General features: G+C 39.1%; 15 protein-coding genes and 1 pseudogene. 10 read left to right on the top strand and 6 right to left on the bottom strand.

All coding sequences use genetic code 11. From position 1 onward, the window contains the following. Positions 1–84 precede the first annotated feature (84 nt). The 4 genes from aroB to GYX25_RS06975 all read left to right on the top strand — a co-directional run bounded on the left by aroB (position 85) and on the right by GYX25_RS06975 (position 3644). Positions 85–1155, top strand: a complete 1071-nt coding sequence (gene aroB, locus GYX25_RS06960; RefSeq protein ID WP_446718916.1) for a 3-dehydroquinate synthase — start codon at positions 85–87, stop codon at positions 1153–1155. Between the two features lie 117 nt (positions 1156–1272). Next, positions 1273–1728, top strand: coding sequence for a putative T6SS immunity periplasmic lipoprotein (locus GYX25_RS06965; RefSeq protein WP_091348269.1), 456 nt, complete (start codon positions 1273–1275; stop codon positions 1726–1728). A 64-nt stretch (positions 1729–1792) separates the two neighbouring features. Then, on the top strand, positions 1793–2251 hold the full coding sequence (locus tag GYX25_RS06970) for a putative T6SS immunity periplasmic lipoprotein (protein ID WP_174787052.1): 459 nt from the start codon (positions 1793–1795) through the stop codon (positions 2249–2251). Positions 2252–2558: 307 nt separating this feature from the next. Further along, positions 2559–3644: a 3-deoxy-7-phosphoheptulonate synthase gene (locus GYX25_RS06975; protein WP_091348275.1), complete on the top strand. Its 1086-nt coding sequence runs from the start codon at positions 2559–2561 to the stop codon at positions 3642–3644. A gap of 46 nt (positions 3645–3690) precedes the next feature. Here GYX25_RS06975 and purL read toward each other — a convergent pair whose 3' ends face one another. The 3 genes and pseudogenes from purL to GYX25_RS11420 all read right to left on the bottom strand — a co-directional run. Then, entirely contained in the window at positions 3691–7593 is a 3903-nt protein-coding gene (gene purL / locus GYX25_RS06980; RefSeq protein ID WP_174787053.1) for a phosphoribosylformylglycinamidine synthase, read from the bottom strand. A 942-nt stretch (positions 7594–8535) separates the two neighbouring features. Further along, positions 8536–10053 (bottom strand): hypothetical protein, encoded by a 1518-nt coding sequence (locus tag GYX25_RS06985; protein WP_174787054.1) that lies wholly within the window; start codon positions 10051–10053, stop codon positions 8536–8538. Between the two features lie 425 nt (positions 10054–10478). Further along, positions 10479–10965: pseudogene (locus GYX25_RS11420) on the bottom strand (glutamate--tRNA ligase family protein); the annotation flags it as partial. Between the two features lie 29 nt (positions 10966–10994). Here GYX25_RS11420 and GYX25_RS06995 point away from each other — a divergent pair. Together GYX25_RS06995 and GYX25_RS07000 are read left to right on the top strand one after the other, a co-directional pair. Next, positions 10995–11132, top strand: coding sequence for a hypothetical protein (locus GYX25_RS06995; RefSeq protein ID WP_167349317.1), 138 nt, complete (start codon positions 10995–10997; stop codon positions 11130–11132). A gap of 157 nt (positions 11133–11289) precedes the next feature. After that, the gene (locus tag GYX25_RS07000) at positions 11290–11808 is read left to right on the top strand and encodes an endonuclease V (protein WP_174787055.1); all 519 of its coding nucleotides are present in this window, start codon (positions 11290–11292) and stop codon (positions 11806–11808) included. An 87-nt stretch (positions 11809–11895) separates the two neighbouring features. Here GYX25_RS07000 and glnS read toward each other — a convergent pair whose 3' ends face one another. The 3 genes from glnS to GYX25_RS07015 all read right to left on the bottom strand — a co-directional run bounded on the left by glnS (position 11896) and on the right by GYX25_RS07015 (position 15913). Then, complete coding sequence (glnS, locus tag GYX25_RS07005) at positions 11896–13572, bottom strand: glutamine--tRNA ligase (RefSeq protein ID WP_174787056.1); 1677 nt, start codon at positions 13570–13572, stop codon at positions 11896–11898. A gap of 272 nt (positions 13573–13844) precedes the next feature. Next, positions 13845–15188, bottom strand: coding sequence for an ATP-binding protein (locus GYX25_RS07010; RefSeq protein ID WP_091348292.1), 1344 nt, complete (start codon positions 15186–15188; stop codon positions 13845–13847). Further along, complete coding sequence (locus GYX25_RS07015; protein ID WP_091348296.1) at positions 15185–15913, bottom strand: winged helix-turn-helix domain-containing protein; 729 nt, start codon at positions 15911–15913, stop codon at positions 15185–15187. Before GYX25_RS07015 ends, GYX25_RS07010 begins: the two co-directional genes overlap by 4 nt. Positions 15914–16073: 160 nt before the next feature. Between GYX25_RS07015 and GYX25_RS07020 the strand changes: the two genes are divergently transcribed. The 4 genes from GYX25_RS07020 to GYX25_RS07035 are packed head-to-tail and all read left to right on the top strand — an operon-like array spanning position 16074 to position 18401. After that, a complete protein-coding gene (locus GYX25_RS07020; RefSeq protein ID WP_091348299.1) occupies positions 16074–16805 on the top strand; it encodes an MtnX-like HAD-IB family phosphatase in 732 nt (243 codons plus the stop codon). Positions 16806–16814: 9 nt separating this feature from the next. After that, on the top strand, positions 16815–17648 hold the full coding sequence (locus tag GYX25_RS07025) for an alpha/beta hydrolase (RefSeq protein WP_091348302.1): 834 nt from the start codon (positions 16815–16817) through the stop codon (positions 17646–17648). After that, positions 17648–18004 (top strand): EamA family transporter, encoded by a 357-nt coding sequence (locus GYX25_RS07030; RefSeq protein WP_091348305.1) that lies wholly within the window; start codon positions 17648–17650, stop codon positions 18002–18004. The genes GYX25_RS07025 and GYX25_RS07030 overlap by 1 nt, the downstream gene beginning before the upstream one ends. Before the next feature lies 1 nt (position 18005). Next, entirely contained in the window at positions 18006–18401 is a 396-nt protein-coding gene (locus GYX25_RS07035) for a DMT family transporter (RefSeq protein ID WP_091348309.1), read from the top strand. Positions 18402–18411: the final 10 nt, after the last annotated feature.

The following is an 18411-nucleotide window of genomic DNA, read 5'->3' on the forward strand; positions in this document are numbered from 1 at the left end:
TTCTAAGTTGCACTGCCACTCTTTTATCGATAACATTGCAACAATAAATCCGTTTTGACTTGTCTGGAAATTAATATGCAAAAAATGTTAAATGTGGCGTTAGCCAACCGCAGTTATCCCATCACAATTGGTGAAAATCTACTGAGCGAATTTCAACATTTTAAACTCAAGGCAGGTCAACGCGTACTAATTGCAACCAACGAAACTATCGCTCCACTTTATTTACAAACACTCACTGATATGCTTGAAAAGCAGGGTGTAAAAACTGACTCTATTGTTGTACCTGATGGCGAACAATACAAAACCATAGAAACATGGAACACGATCCTAACCGCCTTACTTGCCAATAACCATACACGTAATTCAATCCTTATTGCACTTGGTGGGGGTGTCATCGGGGATGTTGCTGGATTTGCTGCATCGGCTTACCAACGTGGTATTAAATTTATTCAAGTACCAACTACACTACTTTCCCAAGTTGATTCATCGGTTGGCGGAAAAACAGCCATTAACCATCCGCTTGGCAAAAACATGATTGGTGCTTTTTACCAACCACAAGCAGTAGTTATTGATCTAAACTGCTTAAAAACCTTACCACAAAGAGAGCTGTCAGCAGGACTTGCTGAAGTCATAAAATACGGCATTATTTTAGACCCCGAATTTTTTAATTGGTTAGAACAGCATATAGAAGATTTATTAAATTTAGATGTTAACGCATTAAGTTACTGTATTTACCATTGCTGTGAACTAAAAGCAAAAGTGGTTGCTGCTGATGAAACAGAACAAGACATGCGCGCCATTTTAAATCTTGGTCATACTTATGGTCATGCTATAGAAGCAGAACTAGGCTATGGAAACTGGCTACATGGCGAAGCCGTCAGCGTGGGAATGTTAATGGCCGCACACACCGCCAAATTACTCGGACAATTAACGCAAGCAGATATTGATAGAATAAAAAACTTATTAATACGTGCTAAGCTACCGGTTAACAGACCGGCACAAATGCCGATTGAATCTTACCTTCCACACATGTTACGAGATAAAAAAGTACTATCTGGGCAGTTAAGACTTGTTGTGCCAACTAAAATTGGGCATGTTGATGTGATGGATGGTATTGATAAAAATATCGTATTAGAATCTATTGCTAACGTCTAATATTAGCCATATTTTTTAACTCTACACCAAATATCGTTAAACTACTAAAACATTTTTACAAAAATAATAAACCGCTTTAAAAATTAGGAAGGAATAAAAAAGTAAAGGATCATCTGCATGAAAAAAAACCTCATTCAAATACTAATAATGATTTTAATATTATCAACAACAACAGGATGCTGTCTACTATTTCGCCAACCAGTACGAGAACGACCTGATGTAGAATTAAATAACAATCAGCTATGTATCAGCATCCCCAAGGGAAAATACTCCCAAAATAGGTTATTTAATATTAGGTTTATAAGTATCAGTGAGAAAATAAAAGATGGCCCTACGTATGATCGCACAAGATATTATAGTGGAATGACTGATACAGGCGTAAAAATGCAATACCAAGTTCACCCTGGTGAATGCTTAAATCTTGATTATCAATTTAAAACCGATATACGTTACTATGTATTTATTAAAGCAATACAACAAAACAGCGAAGGTTGGAATGTAGTTAAAAGATTAGATAAAAGATTGATACTAAAAAAACAAAACGATGGCTCATTACAATTGTTAGAGTATTAAACAAACAACATATTAAACCAATTTAAATAACAAACATAACTTTATCACAACAATAAATAACCTTATGAAAAAGAACTTCGCAATTATATTATTAATTATTATTCCGTTAATATCACTAACAGGCTGCTACCCACACTACAAAACTGAAGTTGTTACTGTTACACCAGATATAACATTAAATAATGACAATCAACTATGTATCAGCATACCTACAAACCAAATTATGGCAAACCAATCAATTCCCATTGATACTATTTATATTACAGAAACAACTCTATCAGAAAAGGGCTTCCTAGAGGATTGGGAAAAAGATAATTGGAAAGGAGATAACATTCGTTCTGGCGAATGCTTGAAAATTGAATACCCTTTGCAAGCAAATACAACTTATCGCATTAAGTTTACCAGTAAGTTGACTTCTGACCCAACATTCTATACATATTTTAGATGGGTAAGGAAATTCCGCCTAGAAAAACAAAATGATGGTAAATTTATACTATTATTGGACAACAAAGCGAATAAATAATAGCACTTCAACTCTAATTTAGCGCTATCCAAATTTAGCATTGACCTTAATTATCATTAAGCTAGGGTAACCTAGCTTAATCATTATTATCAGATCTCAGATTAAATCAACACGCATAAAGCTCTACACAATTAAAATGTAAAAATAAATTTACTAAAACTACAAAATAAAAACAACCCTAATAAATTCTGATTAATAAGTGAAAATTTAATTTACTATTATGTAATTTTGTGTTTACATATTAAACGTTTATGTAATAAAAATTTTACATATAAATAATTGCAAGATTTTAACAAGGAAAATAAAAATGTTAAAAGATTCACTAAATAATGTCAGAATTAGGGACGAACACATGCTAGTTACCCCCATAGAGATAAAAAAACTTTATCCGCTATCTAATGATCTAGAAAAGCAAATTGCCTCATCAAGACAAACCATTGTTGATATTTTAGAACGCCGAGATCATCGATTACTTATCGTATGCGGTCCTTGCTCTATTCATGACCCTGTTGCAGCAATTGAATATGCACATAAATTAAAAAAACTATCCGACGAAGTCAACGATCACCTATTTATTGTCATGCGTGTCTATTTTGAAAAACCACGCACCACCGTAGGTTGGAAAGGAATGATTAACGACCCACATATGGACAGCTCATTTGATATTGAACATGGACTTAAAAAAGCACGCAAATTATTACTTGATATCACCAAAATTGGGTTACCTATTGCAACCGAAGCATTAGATCCAAACACACCACAATATATTGGCGATTTAATTAGCTGGTCAGCAATCGGCGCAAGAACCACTGAATCACAAACCCATCGAGAAATGGCATCAGGACTATCAATGCCAGTCGGCTTTAAAAATGGCACCGATGGTAGTTTAGATGTCGCCATTAACGCCATGAAATCGGCATCAATGGCGCACCGCTTTGTGGGGATCAATCAACAAGGGCAAGTAACCGTTTTACAAACCATGGGCAATCCACACGGTCATGTTATTTTGCGTGGTGGCAAAACGCCAAATTTTGATGCTGAAAATGTCGCATTATGTGAAACACAAATGAAAAAGGCGGGATTGTTACCTAACTTAATGATTGATTGTAGTCATGCTAATTCCAACAAAGATTATCGCAATCAACCGATTGTTGCCGACTCAATTATTGAACAAATTGAACATGGCAATAACTCAATTATTGGTGTAATGATTGAAAGTAACTTATTTGAAGGCAATCAATCGTCTGAACAACCGCCAGAAAACTTGAAATATGGCGTATCAGTCACTGATGCTTGTATTAATTGGGAAAGTACCGAACAATTATTACAAAAAATGAATAACCAATTAGCAAAACCGCTCACCCAAAGGCAGCAGCAATCAGCTAAAGCCTAAACACTAATAACAAAATCGCCGACAAAAATATCGGCGATTTTTTTATTTAACCCAATTGCTTACGCGCATTACGGAATAGGCGCATCCATGGACTATCTTCGCCCCAATTATCTGGGTGCCAAGAATTTGTTACAGTTCTAAATACACGCTCAGGATGAGGCATCATAATCGTTGCGCGACCATCTTTAGAGGTGACTGCAGTGATCCCATTTGGAGAACCATTCGGATTATTAGGATATTGCTCTGTGACTTGACCAAAATGGTCAATATAACGCATAGCAACTAATCCAGAGGCTTCTAAATGCGTTAAATGCGCATCATCAGCAACTTCAACCCGTCCTTCCCCATGCGAAACCGCAATTGGCATATAAGAGTCCGTCATACCGGTAAACAGCAAAGATGGGCTTGATTGAATTTTCACTAGACTAAAACGAGCTTCGAAGCGTTCTGACACATTACGAACAAAGCGTGGCCACAGATCAGCCCCCGGAATCAAATCCTTCAAATTCGACATCATTTGGCAACCGTTACAAACCCCTAACGATAACGTATCGCCGCGATGGAAAAACTGCTCAAACTCATACCGAACTCGCTCATTAAACAGCACCGATTTAGCCCAACCTTCGCCAGCACCCAACACATCACCATAAGAAAAGCCACCACAAGCAACCAGTGTACTAAATGGATCAAGCGTAATACGACCAGAAAGCAGATCCGTCATATGCACATCAATGGCTTCAAAACCAGCTCGATTGAATGCGGCGGCCATTTCGACATGCGAATTAACACCTTGTTCACGTAACACAGCCACTTTAGGTTTTACGCCAGTGACAATATAAGGCGCTGCAATATCTGCTTGAGGATCAAAAGTTAAGTGCACACTTAATCCTGGATCATCTTCATTTTGTTTGGCTTGATGTTCTTGATCTGCACACTCAGGATTATCACGTAACCGCTGCATCTGCCAAGTTGTTTCGGCCCACCATGTTCTTAACGTTGAGCGCGACTCACTATAAACCACAGCAGATTTATTACGCACAATAAATTGTTGTCCTGCTTTAGCACTACCCAAAGCATAAACTGCATGGGATAAGCCAAACTGCTTAAAGCAAGCCATCACATCGTCTAAACAACTATTGGCCACCTGAATAACAGCACCAAGCTCCTCATTAAATAGCGAAGCAATCACATCATGACCTAATTGAGAAATATCAACATCAACACCACAATGCCCAGCAAAAGCCATCTCAGCCAATGTCACAAACAGCCCTCCATCAGAACGATCATGATAAGCAAGCAGAGCATTTTGACTGACTAAGAATTGAATTGCTTGATAAAAAGCCGCAAGCTCCTTAACATCATGAACATCCGCTGTTTTTTGACCTAAATGACGGTACACCTGTGCCAGTGCAGTTGCGCCTAACGCTTGGTGACCTTTCGATAAATCAACCAACAATAACGTATTATCTTGATCGACACGCAATTGCGGTGTCACGGTTTTACGCACATCTTCAACGCGCGCAAATGCCGAAATCACCAACGATAATGGCGACGTCACTGTTTTTTGTTCACCATCTTGTTGCCATGTGGTTTTCATCGACATCGAATCTTTACCAACAGGAATAGCCAGACCCAATGCTGGGCATAATTCTTCGCCAATGGCTTTAACTGCTTGATAAAGACCGGCATCTTCGCCCGGATGGCCAGCAGCGGCCATCCAGTTAGCTGAAAGCTTGATACGTTTGATATCGCCGATATTCGTTGCGGCAATATTGGTAATCGCCTCGCCAACGGCAAGCCTTGCTGAAGCGGCAAAGTTAAGCAAAGCAACGGGGGCGCGTTCACCGATTGACATAGCTTCGCCATAATAGCTATCTAAGCTTGCAGTCGTAACCGCACAATCAGCAACAGGCATTTGCCATGGGCCAACCATTTGATCGCGCGATACCATCCCCGTCACAGAGCGATCACCAATGGTAATTAAAAAGGTCTTTTCAGCAACGGTTGGCAAATGTAAAACCCGTTTAACCGCATCATATAAATTAATATCAGCAGTTGAAAAATTATCGCCATGTGCTTGATGGGTCTTAACATCTCGTTGCATTTTAGGTGTTTTACCAAGGAGCACATCCAATGGCAAATCAATTGGATTATTATTAAAATGATCATCATGCAAAGTAACAGCTTTATTGGCAGTTGCTTGACCAATCACCGCATAAGGCGCCCGCTCGCGTTGGCAAAGCTCATCAAACAGGGCCAATTTATCCGGATGGATGGCAAGCACATAACGTTCTTGCGATTCATTACACCAGATTTCTAGCGGTGACATCCCTGGCTCATCGTTAAGTATTTTACGTAGCTCAAATTGACCACCACAGCCACCGTCACTAACTAGCTCAGGCATAGCATTAGACAAACCGCCAGCACCCACATCATGAATAAATAAAATAGGATTATCTTCACCAAGTTGCCAACAACGATCGATAACCTCCTGACAACGGCGCTCCATTTCAGGGTTATCACGCTGAACAGAAGCAAAATCCAAATCGGCATCAGACTGGCCCGACGCCATAGACGACGCCGCCCCACCACCTAAGCCAATATTCATCGCAGGACCACCTAACACAATCAGCTTAGAGCCAGCCGGAAACTCACCCTTTTGGATATGTTCACGACGTATATTACCCATACCGCCTGCCAACATAATCGGCTTATGGTACCCTCTAAGCTCCTCACCATTATGGCTATTGACCTTTTCTTCATAAGTACGGAAATACCCCAATAAAGCCGGACGACCAAATTCATTATTAAACGCGGCTCCCCCTAAAGGACCATCCATCATAATATCAAACGCACTGACAATACGATCAGGCTTACCAAAATCGTATTCCCAAGGCTGTTCAAAGTTAGGAATACGCAAATTAGAAACCGAAAACCCAACCAATCCCGCTTTCGGTTTAGCCCCGCGCCCAGTTGCACCCTCGTCACGAATCTCACCACCACTCCCCGTTGCTGCACCCGGCCAAGGCGATATAGCAGTTGGATGATTATGCGTTTCCACTTTCATTAAAATATCCGCATATTCTTGATGATAGCCGTAGGTTTTATTCTCATTATCGGCAAAAAAGCGCCCAACTTTCGAGCCATCCATCACAGCGGCATTATCCTTATAAGCAGATGAAACATAATCGGGGGTGTGTTCAAAAGTATTTTTGATCATCTTAAACAGTGATTTAGGCTGTTTTTTACCATCAATAATCCAATCAGCATTAAAAATCTTATGGCGACAATGCTCAGAGTTGGCTTGCGCAAACATATAAAGTTCAATATCTGTCGGATTACGTTTTAATTTTTCAAAATTTTCAACTAAATAATCAATTTCATCAGGCGCTAATGCCAAACCTAATTTAAGGTTAGCGTCTTCTAAGGCCTTGCGTCCCTGGCCTAATAAATCAACGGTTGTTACAGGCGTAGGTGACTCAACGTGGAATAGCTGCTCGGCTTGCTCAACACGACTAAAAACGGCTTCCATCATGCGATCGTGAATCAATGATAAAAAATCGTTTTTTTGTGAATCGGTTAATGGCGAACTCACTTGCACATAATAAGCGATTCCTCGCTCAATACGTCGAATCTGTAACAAGCCACAATTATGCGCAATGTCCGTCGCTTTTGACGACCAAGGCGAAATGGTTCCGGCTCTTGGAGTAACTAAAAAAAGTTGCTTGCTAGATGTCTCTTTAACATTGATTTGTGCGGTTTTAGGACCGTATTGTAATAATTTATCTAAAGTTAGCTGTTGTTCAGCCGTTAACTCGCCTGCCAAATCAACAAAATGGAGATATTGGGCTTCAATATCAATAACAGGGATGGATTTTTCACAACAAGTAGATAAGATTTTACTAATACGAAATGCAGATAAAGCAGAACAGCCAGCTAAAATTTTCATGAAAATTACTCTTTTTAAGCTAAAAATAGGGGGAAAATAGAATAATATTATAAAAGAAAGCGTACGATGTGGCTATATTAAATACAATTAATCGGGTGATGGTGGGGGGAGTTTGTTTTTTTGTTAAAAAACAATCGAAAAAACTTTAATAAAATCAATACCTTTTCTGACCGATTTTTGGGCGGAAAATCAGGCCTTTTTGTTTTGGTGAATAGAATGAATTAGGTGCAGAGGTTTCGGACGTTTTGACCTATAGTGAACAAAATAGCCACAGTGACCACGTCCGAGCTAAGGGAATTAGAGCGAATTCCCTTAGCAATCCCGCGCTTTGGCTGCAGAATGTGGCCTGCGGCTACCCGACGCCGTCGCTCGGTCTTGACGCACCGGCTATGATTCGCTCCCGGCGAAGCATAGCCTCGCCAAACGTCCCTGTTTGGCGAGTTTATGGTGCGTCTGGAACGCGTCCACAAACGGTGCGTTAAGACCGAGCGGCGGCGGACAAATTTGTCTGGAACAAATTTGAACATCTGAGCACAGCGAAGATGGCCTCGTAGAGGCGAGTATCAGGATGATACGAGTAGTGCCGTAGGCCACATTCTGTAGCCAAAGCGTCGGATTGCAAAGGGAATTCGCTTTAATTCCCTTTGCTCGGACGTGGTCACTGTGGCTATTTTATTCACCCAAGGTCAAAACGTCCGAAACCTTGCCGTACTATAAATAGACCACAAATTTAAACCGCCACAGCATTATCCACTAGGATTGCCATCGACACTTTCAGCGTCGTCAGCGGCGGGGGCGGCGCGATTGTGGCTTCGCCGCAACAGCGCAACCCTAAGGAAAAATGCCCCAACTTACGCGGGGGCTTTATTCTTTGTTAGATTATCCTCTATCTGCACCATAACCGCCCCCGCGGCCCAAGGATTAAGGAATAAGAAATAAAAGCTAAGGTGCAGTGCAAACAGCGTTATACATCAAGTTGACACTGTCGTTTTCGACGGAGCCGTTGACCAATTGGACATTGAAGCCATTACGACCTGACACGTCGCTTGTCCAGTAGTAGTTGCTGAAGCCCGCATCAGCGTAACCGTACATGTCGCCCCACTCCGTGAAAAATCCTGCACCTATGTGACGCTGGTAACCATTAAAAACTGAGGATGGCGTGGCGCCGACAGAACCTTGGCAAAATGGACCTGACATCGCACCAGAACAAATCGCGTTAGTTAAATCCCTAACCCTAGCAAGACGATAACCCAAACTATTACACCAAGTGGATTGGTTGAACTGAAAACTAGTTCTCTTATTCCGATGGACGAACCACTGCTTTAACACAAATCCATACCTCACCTCATTACCACTACCATCCCTACCTACCAACTCAAAGGTCTGCGGCAAAGATGGTACAGCTAGAGGACTAGGACTACTTGAGTTTATTTGAGTACTATCAGCCCTAGGACCGCTTAACTTAACACGTGCGACAACTTTTCCTCTATCAATACTAGGAATCCATCCATCACTAGGTGTAACACTTGTCACTGTAGCCGTTATTCCACCCCGAGCGACCGAAGACCACGTCAACTGACTTGCATCGATTCCACCTATGTCCAAATCAAAATATAATCCATCAGCACCTGTTGTCGGAAAGTTTCGGTTATAAGATGATGGACTTGTTGACTGAACTAAAAAACCCTTATCAGGGTTCCATATGTCAGATGGACCGCGGTGAATTCCCGTTCCATTTATTTCCGTTCCCTTTTCAAGATTTGGCCTTGCGTGACAAATACGAGGAACAGTGTTATACGGATTGATATAATAATCCACCGCAGCTCCACTAAAACTACTACTCCTTGGCACCCCATACTGGGTAGTTAAACTTCCCCCTGTACTACTTAAAGCTACTCTATAAGGAGCATTACATATATCCAATGCATCACTACGATTAAAAGTATTGCCATCCTTATCCGTAAACGATACCGATATCCTCCCTGTAGCAGTAATACCACTTGTACCCTGTCCATCCCCATCATCATCCCCCCAATAATTATACCTAGTGATTAAATCACTTAAATCAACTGAACTAGCCGATGACGGGACTATCATATCTATATCATCCAGAGTATTCCCTGCATAAGGCAATCTTATTGGATTTGATACACTTGATGTATTAGTAGACGGCGTGATGACTGAGCCATCCTGCAACTTAATAGACAACAAACTATCCGTTGAAGTAACCCTTGTTCGACCACCGTCGAACGTTAAATACGGCGCAGTACCTTCAATAGTTTGTGATGTATAAACCGATAACGCCTGTACACTAAACGAAGAAAGTAATAACAAAGGTGTCAAGCTCAGAGAAAATACTAATAATTTCGCTAAATTCAGCGGTAAAAATAAAACTCGTGAGGAATCTTGATAACTACAACTTTGATAACCAAAAAGATACACTGAGGAATTGCAATACATACCAACCAACCTGTTAAGTGAGTTTTTTATAAGAATTTTAGAATTATTTACTTATTCAACTAACGGGACTTTTGTCCTATAACGAAATTATATTCCGCATCATAATGGACAACTAATTTTTTTTTATTTATTTTTGTAAAGTTTTATTAATAAAGTAATGTCTTGAAAAACGTTTTTTTTGCTGTTTTTTGAGTAAAAACAATCAAATAAAAACTTAAATAAAATCAATGCCTTTCCTGACCAATTTTTGGATAGTGATGGTAGCGTTGTCGGGATTGGAAAAATTAGATTGAAGTAAAGGGAATTGAAGTGGTTATTGTGGATATTTGCCGACTCAATAAGTCGGTGATAATTGAGTTAAATTATGCCTCGTTCTAGCTATCTCTTAAATCCACAGTTCGATTATGCATGCGCTTTTCTTCTGTTGCATATGCGCAAGGTGCGTTTTCGTTCAGGTCTTCACGAATACAAAACTCAAGGGTACTCATTTCGACAATGTTTTCTTGCTTGGTCACCCCAATTCGACGGCAAAATTCAAGGATCTAGGAAGGTATATAACCACGACGACGTAATTCTGATACCGTTAGCATGCGTAGATCGTCCCAACCATCGACGATTTTTTTCAGCTACGAGTAGATTTAATTTACGTTTAAATGTAATGGCGTACTCTAAATTTAATCTTGAAAATTCATACTGGTGCGGACGCGCTTCGATCGTAATATTGTCTAATACCTAGTCACACAAACGACGATTGTCTTGGAATGCAAGCGTACAGAGTGAATGGGTGATGTTTTCAATCGCATCTGAAATACAATGGGTAAAATCGTACATTGGGTAAATGCACCATTTGTTGCCTGTTTGGTGATGCTCGGCAAATTTGATGCGGTATAACACCGGATCACGCATCACAATAATTAGAACAGGGCGAAAAGGAAAATAAAATGAATGAGAGAAGAAATAAAACTGAATTTACCCCATCGGTTCGGGTAGAGTTAAGTTATTTGCAACAGATTGACGGCTTATACTTTTTAAATGATGTATTGTTTAGTGGATTGGCTTATGACCATCGGAATAACTAAACTTAATAAGTATATTTAATAATAATCAATAGAATAATCAATACAGAAGTGAATATTATCACATTGAATTAATAACAGTAATTATGTTATTTTACTCAGTTAGTTTCAATGTATTGATTCATTGATAAATAATGTTTTAAATAGAAGATAACTTAATATGATACTTGCAATTGATGTTTATTACATTGATAACCGCGCCAAATCGGTCGGCGTTTTATTTCATCATTGGACTGATTCAACCTCAGCAATTGAACAGGTAATCACAGATTATCAAGATAATGTTGCGCCCTATCAATCAGGTCAGTTTTATCAACGTGAATTGCCTTGCATTATGTCACTGCTTGATAAAATTGATTTAAGTAAACTTACCTGCATTGTGATTGATGGTTATGTGCATTTGGATGAAGGTAAGATAGGGCTAGGTGGGCATTTGTATCATGCATTAAACAAAACCATTCCTATTATTGGTGTTGCTAAAAAGCCGTTTTCAGGCAATAGCGAGTATTTGATCGAAGTTCTTCGCGGTCAAAGTAAGCACCCGTTATATGTTACCTCGATAGGCATACCGCTAATAAATGCAGCCAATAGCGTGCAATCAATGGCAGGTAAACACCGAATGCCTGATGTGCTGAGCTATTTAGATCAACAAACAAAATTGTTTAAACACGAAGAATAATTTATTGAATTAGATTGAAGTAATGTAAATGAGGTGGCAACTACAATCATTCGCCGCCCCAATAAGTCGGCGAATGACTTAGTTAAATTATGCTTCGTTCCAGCTATCCCTTAAACCCACGGTTCGGTTAAACACAAGCTTATCTTCGGTTGCATATTTATTATCTAAACAGAAATAGCCTTCACGTTCAAATTGATAAGCATGCTCGGCTTGTGCATGTTGTAAACTTGGCTCAACAAAACCTTGTTTAATAATTAATGAATTAGGATTAATGGTTGATAAAAAGTCCTCGGCTGCACCTGGGGTTGGCGTATTAAATAAACGATCATACAGACGAATTTCAGCCGGTTTGGCAAACTTAGCCGAAACCCAATGAATGACGCCTTTCACTTTACGACCATCTTCCGGATTTTTATTTAATGTTGCAGGGTCGTAACTACAATAGATCGTTTGGATGTTGCCTTCGGCGTCTTTTTCAACGCGCTCAGCACGAATAACATAAGCATTACGCAAACGCACTTCTTTACCGAGTACTAAACGCTTGTAGTTTTTGTTAGCTTCTTCCCTAAAATCGGCTCGGTCGATGTAAATTTCACGCGTGAAGGTCACTTCGCGAGCACCTAATTCTGGGCGGTTTGGGTGATTTGGCATGCTAAGCACTTCGTCAATCGTGTCTGAGAAGTTCTCGATCACAACTTTAACGGGATCTAGCACTGCCATTGCGCGAGGTGCGTTTTCGTTCAGGTCTTCACGAATACAAAACTCAAGGGTACTCATTTCAACAGTATTTTCTTGCTTAGTCACCCCAATTCGACGGCAAAACTCACGGATTGAAGCAGGTGTATAACCACGACGACGTAAACCCGATACCGTTGGCATGCGCGGATCATCCCAGCCGTCAACAATGTTTTCTGATACTAATAGATTTAACTTACGTTTAGAGGTAATGGCATACTCTAAATTTAATCTTGAAAATTCATACTGGTGTGGACGCGCTTCGATCGTAATATTGTCTAATACCCAATCATATAAACGACGATTGTCTTGGAATTCAAGCGTACAGAGTGAATGGGTGATGTTTTCAATCGCATCTGAAATGCAATGGGTAAAATCGTACATTGGGTAAATGCACCATTTGTTGCCTGTTTGGTGATGCTCGGCAAATTTGATACGGTATAACACCGGATCACGCATCACAATAAATGGCGATGCCATGTCAATTTTGGCACGTAGGCAGGCTTTACCTTCGGCGAATTTGCCTTCTTTCATTTGTATAAAAAGAGCTAGGTTTTCTTCAACACTACGATCACGATAAGGACTATTTTTACCCGGTTGCGTTAAAGTACCACGATATTCACGAATTTCATCAGCAGACAGTTCATCTACATAAGCAAGCCCTTTATTGATGAGTTCAATTGCATAATCATATAGCCGGTCAAAATAGTCAGATGAGTAACAAATCTCGCCATCCCATTCAAACCCTAACCAACGGACATCTTGTTTAATCGACTCAACATACTCTATATCTTCTTTAGCAGGATTCGTATCATCAAAACGCAAGTTACACTTACCCTGATAGTCTTGCGCAATACCAAAATTTAAACAAATTGATTTAGCATGCCCAATATGTAAATAGCCATTTGGTTCTGGCGGAAAGCGGGTATGCGTTGTTTTATATTTGCCAGCAGCAAGATCCGCATCAATAATTTGGCGGATAAAATTAGTCGGACGAGTTTCAGTCTCTGTCGGTAGTGAACCGCTCATAAAAAACCTCTGATGATATATTTATTAGTAACAAATTAAGAATATTTGCTTTGCTATTACTTCTTGTATTGGTTGATGAATATAACAAATTTTTGTTATTTCTGAAACGAAAAACAGGCTATTTGTATCGACAAAATTGGCTTTTGGTTAAACAATGCCATTTTTTAATAAAATAACCCATGTGTTAACTAAAAAACACAAACAAAAAACTTCAATAAAATCAATACCTTTTCTGACCACTTTTTGACCATGTTTCCAAATAAATACAGTCGCTATTCATCACCCGATTTTAACGAAACCACAAATCTTGCTCCACCTAATGGACTTGTAACAACAAACGCTTTGCCATCATGAAATTCTGCCATTAATTTTACATAAGCTAAACCAAGCCCATAACCACCGGTTGAACGTGTACGGCTAGTGTCAAGTCTGGCAAAAGGCATAAAAATCTTTTCGCGCGCATCAAAAGGAATACCTGCGCCATCATCATCGATCTCAAGGATAACACGATTTTCATGTTTGGTGATATTTAAAACCGCTTTATGAGCTGCATATTTAAACGCATTAAGTAGCAGATTTTTAACAATGGTTTCAACTAAATTGGTATCAATCATAGCGTATGCATCTTGGCTATTACAAGTTAGTTCAAACTCTTTAGGTTTGAATAACGCCAGTGATTGGCACACCTTTTCACCCCACTCTTTGAGTGCTACACGTGTTAAGTTTAGCTCGATATTGCTTTGCTGCATTTTAAAATAATTCAAGCTGGCATTGATTAATGTTTCAAGCTCGTTAATATCATCACTCATGCCTTTTTGTAAAAGACGTTTTTCTTGTTCGTCGTTAGCTTCTTCAAGCATACTAAGTTCAAATCGCATTCTTGCAAGCGGAGTGCGTAGTTCATGTGCCATTGCATGAGAAATCGTTTGATTGGTACTTACTAAGTGTTCAATATGTGTGCCCATATTGTTTAATACGTTAGCGAGCGGTTTAAACAACCAACCTTTTACATTTTCGGTTCGTGCTTTTAAATTACCTTGTCCTAGTTGTTCGGCGGTCTGCCTGATATTAACCAAATCTTTCCAAACAGCGCTAAACGCCATATAAATTAAAATAAAAAAGATGATGGCACTAAATACAGCCCAAATAATAAGAAAGATGGTCAATGACATGGTGTTGGATGCCAAAATGTCTCGCATAGCAATTGGACCTAATTGGAGCAAATTACCATCTTTTAAATCAATGTAAACGACCTCTCTGTCGCTATCATAAGAAAAGTCCAGTTTGTGTAACTCGTTAAGTACCGCATCGGGTAAGGGTGTATTAATTGGCAAGACTTCAATAGGGTAACCAAAATAAGGTTGTAATTCATTAACCACGTCTTGAAGGGGACGATCTTTGTGCTCGTTAATTTGCATACGAATCAGGTTTACCGTACCTCGTTGAGATTCTCGAAATACAATATGATCATCAGGCATATCGGTTAACGATGAAGGTAATGAATCGAAAACCAATAAAGCACCATAAGCAATGATACTTTGCAATAAAAGTAAAATGACTAAATAAAACACAATTCGGCGATTAAAAAATAGTGGTTTGGCTAATAATTGGCTCAATGGCTTTCTCCCTCTCGCATAAATAAATAGCCTTTACCACGCACGGTTTTGATGCGCGATGGATTATCTGGATCATCGAGTAATTTTCGACGAAGTCTTGACACCCGTGCATCAATAGAACGATCGCTACCATCAAAATCGATCCCTCTTACCTGAGAAAAAATATCATCTCGGGATAAAATTGTCCCTGCATTATGCGCAAGTAACCATAGCAGATCAAATTCAGCGGTTGTTAAATCAATTTCTTGCTCTTGCAAAAGCACTTTTCGGTTTTCGCCATCGATAACTAAATTGTCAAATATTAGCGTTTTATTATTTGATGGCACAATCAATTCTTTATGATTGTCTTTGTCGGTTTCTATCTGTTTTCGTCTTAATAAGGCTCGTATGCGGGCAAGCAGTAATCTTGGCTCAACGGGCTTAGCTAAATAATCATCCGCCCCCAATTCCAGTCCAACGATTTCATCAATATTATCTTCGCTAGCTGTCATTATAAGGATGTAGTTAGTAAACCATGTGCGTATATCACGACAAATATCAAAACCCGTTTTTTCAGGTAACATCACATCTAATATAACCAGATCTGGATTAAGCTGTTGAATTCTTTCTTCAGCGCCTGCACCGCTATTATGCCATTCAACAAGATATCCTTGCCGAATAAGATAAACTTGAATTAGATTGGCTAACCGCTGATCATCTTCGATGATTAATATACGTTCACTCATTATTTGTTCTTAATTACTGCCACTTTTACTTAGAGATGCCTCATTATACAGACAATTATCCCCTCGTTACAAAATATATACAAAGAGCCTACAAAGTTTATAGTTACTCTATGAGAGAATTTGCGCCAATATCTTTAAATAGGCTATTTTTACATTAAACATGAATACTTTTTCATCAATTACAAACTTTCTTTTTCATCCATCTTATACACAACATCACTCGCCAATTGTCTTGTGTGATTTTGATGGCACAATTAGTGTAAAAGATGTTACCGATACGTTACTGAGCCATTTCGGTCAGGATGGTTGTGATGAGCTTGAAGAATTATGGGTTAATGGCAAAATTGGCTCTCAAGAATGTATGAGTAAACAAATTGCCTTAATGGATGCAAGCTTAGATGAGCTTAATGAAGTCTTATCACAAATCGAAATAGATCCAGATTTTAAATCTTTTATTGATTATACTGAACAAAATAACATCCCTGTTCATATAGTTAGCGATGGGCTTGATTATGCCATTGAGTTTATTTTAAAACGTCATGGTATTAAACAGTTGCCAATTTTTGCCAATAAATTACTGCATAATAATGCGCGCAGTTGGCGCCTTGAGTTCCCCTATGCAAACAAAGACTGCATCAAAAAAAGCGGTAATTGCAAATGTAATCATGTAAAAAAACAACAATATTTTCCACAAATACTTTATGTTGGTGACGGTACGTCAGACTATTGTGTGTCGCATAATGTTGATTTTGTCTTTGCTAAAGATAAGTTGGTTAACTATTGCGAAAAAAATAGCATAGCACACACGCAAATCACCAGCTTTGCCGATGTCACAACCGCATTAGAACAAGCTCAACAGGCGGTTATTCCTGTGATGATGGTAAAAGAATAAGGAACGTTAATGAGTACAATCGAAGATTTATCTTACTTTCTACCAGGTAATAAAAATGGTGTGCTGTTAATTCATGGCTTAACCGGTACCCCCAATGAAATGCGGATTTTAGCTAATGGTTTAAATAAAGCTGGATTTACGGTTTATGCCATCCAGTTAGCAGGACATTGCGGTACGGAAGAAGATCTGTGTAAAACAACTTGGCAAGATTGGTATAAAAGCGTGCAAGATGGCGCCGATTATTTAGCGCAGCATGTAGATAATATCTTTGTTGCCGGGCTATCAATGGGCGCACTACTTGCGCTCAAACTGGCAGTAGACAGACCTGAACAAATCAAAGGAGTTGGCGTGTTAGCGCCCACATTTTGTTACGATGGTTGGAGTATGCCATTTTGGGCAAAAAAACTGTTTTTCTTACTTGTTTACTTTAAAAAATTGGGTATTTTTCAAAAACAGGTTTTCATTGAACAACCACCTTATGGGCTTAAAGATGAACGCATTCGTGCGGTGGTCTCTGAAAGTATGTTAAGTGGTGATGCTGCATCAGCAGGCCTTGCAGGAAATCCATTCCCTGCGCTTGCCGAAATGCAGTTATTGGCAAAAGCGATGCGCAAGCAATTGCCCCAAGTAGTTTCGCCTTGTTTAATTATGCATTCAGGTAACGATGATATCGCCAATATAGAAACGAATGCCAAATTGGTCGAAAAGCAAGTATCAGGACCAACAAAGTTAGTGGTATTAAATGATAGCTATCATTTAATTACCATTGATAGCCAGCGCCGCGAAGTAATCAAGGAGTGTGCTTCTTTCTTTGATAATATAGCAGAAGGAATAAAAGCATAATGTCACCATTAGTTATTTTACTTTGGGTTAGTAACATTTGTTTCGATACTTTAGGACAAGTCGCTTTTAAATTTGCCGCCATCGCACCCAACAATCGCGATGGTTGGTACTATTGGCTAGATTTAGCAAAAAATAAGTGGATTTGGATTGGCGTTACCTCGTATATTGCTGAATTTTTATTATGGTTAGCCTTTTTAACTTTAGTGCCTCTTTCTCAAGGGGTATTACTTGCCTCATTTAATATTATTACTATCATGCTAGTTGGCCGTATTATTTTCAAAGAATTACTAACTAGTTACCGCTTGATCGGAATGCTATTAATCACCGCCGGTGTTGTTTTTGTAGGGATGTCTTAATATGGCTAGATTTTACTTAATTGGTTTTTCTGTATTGCTCTTTTTTGACACAATTGCTCAATGTAGTTTTAAATTAACAGCGATTGAAGCTCAACCGTTAGAGATGAGCATTGAATGGTTAATTCGCGTATTTACTAACCCTTGGATCTATATCTCAATAGCAGGCTATATTCTGACATTTTTTACTTGGATGACGTTATTAAAAAAAGCCCCTGTAGGACCCGCTTTTGCCGCATCACACTTTGAAGTTGTGACCGTGATGGTTGTTTCAATTTGGTTATTTCACGAACCAATTACCTTATTCAAGTTAATTGGTACAATATTAATTGTTTCAGGCATTCTCTTTTTGGCATTAGCAGAAAGTAAATTATCTCAACAAAATCCGCACAACCATTAACCCTAAGCTC

This window comes from Gilliamella sp. ESL0254, from assembly GCF_013344985.1.
Taxonomy (GTDB): Bacteria; Pseudomonadota; Gammaproteobacteria; order Enterobacterales; family Orbaceae; genus Gilliamella; species Gilliamella bombicola.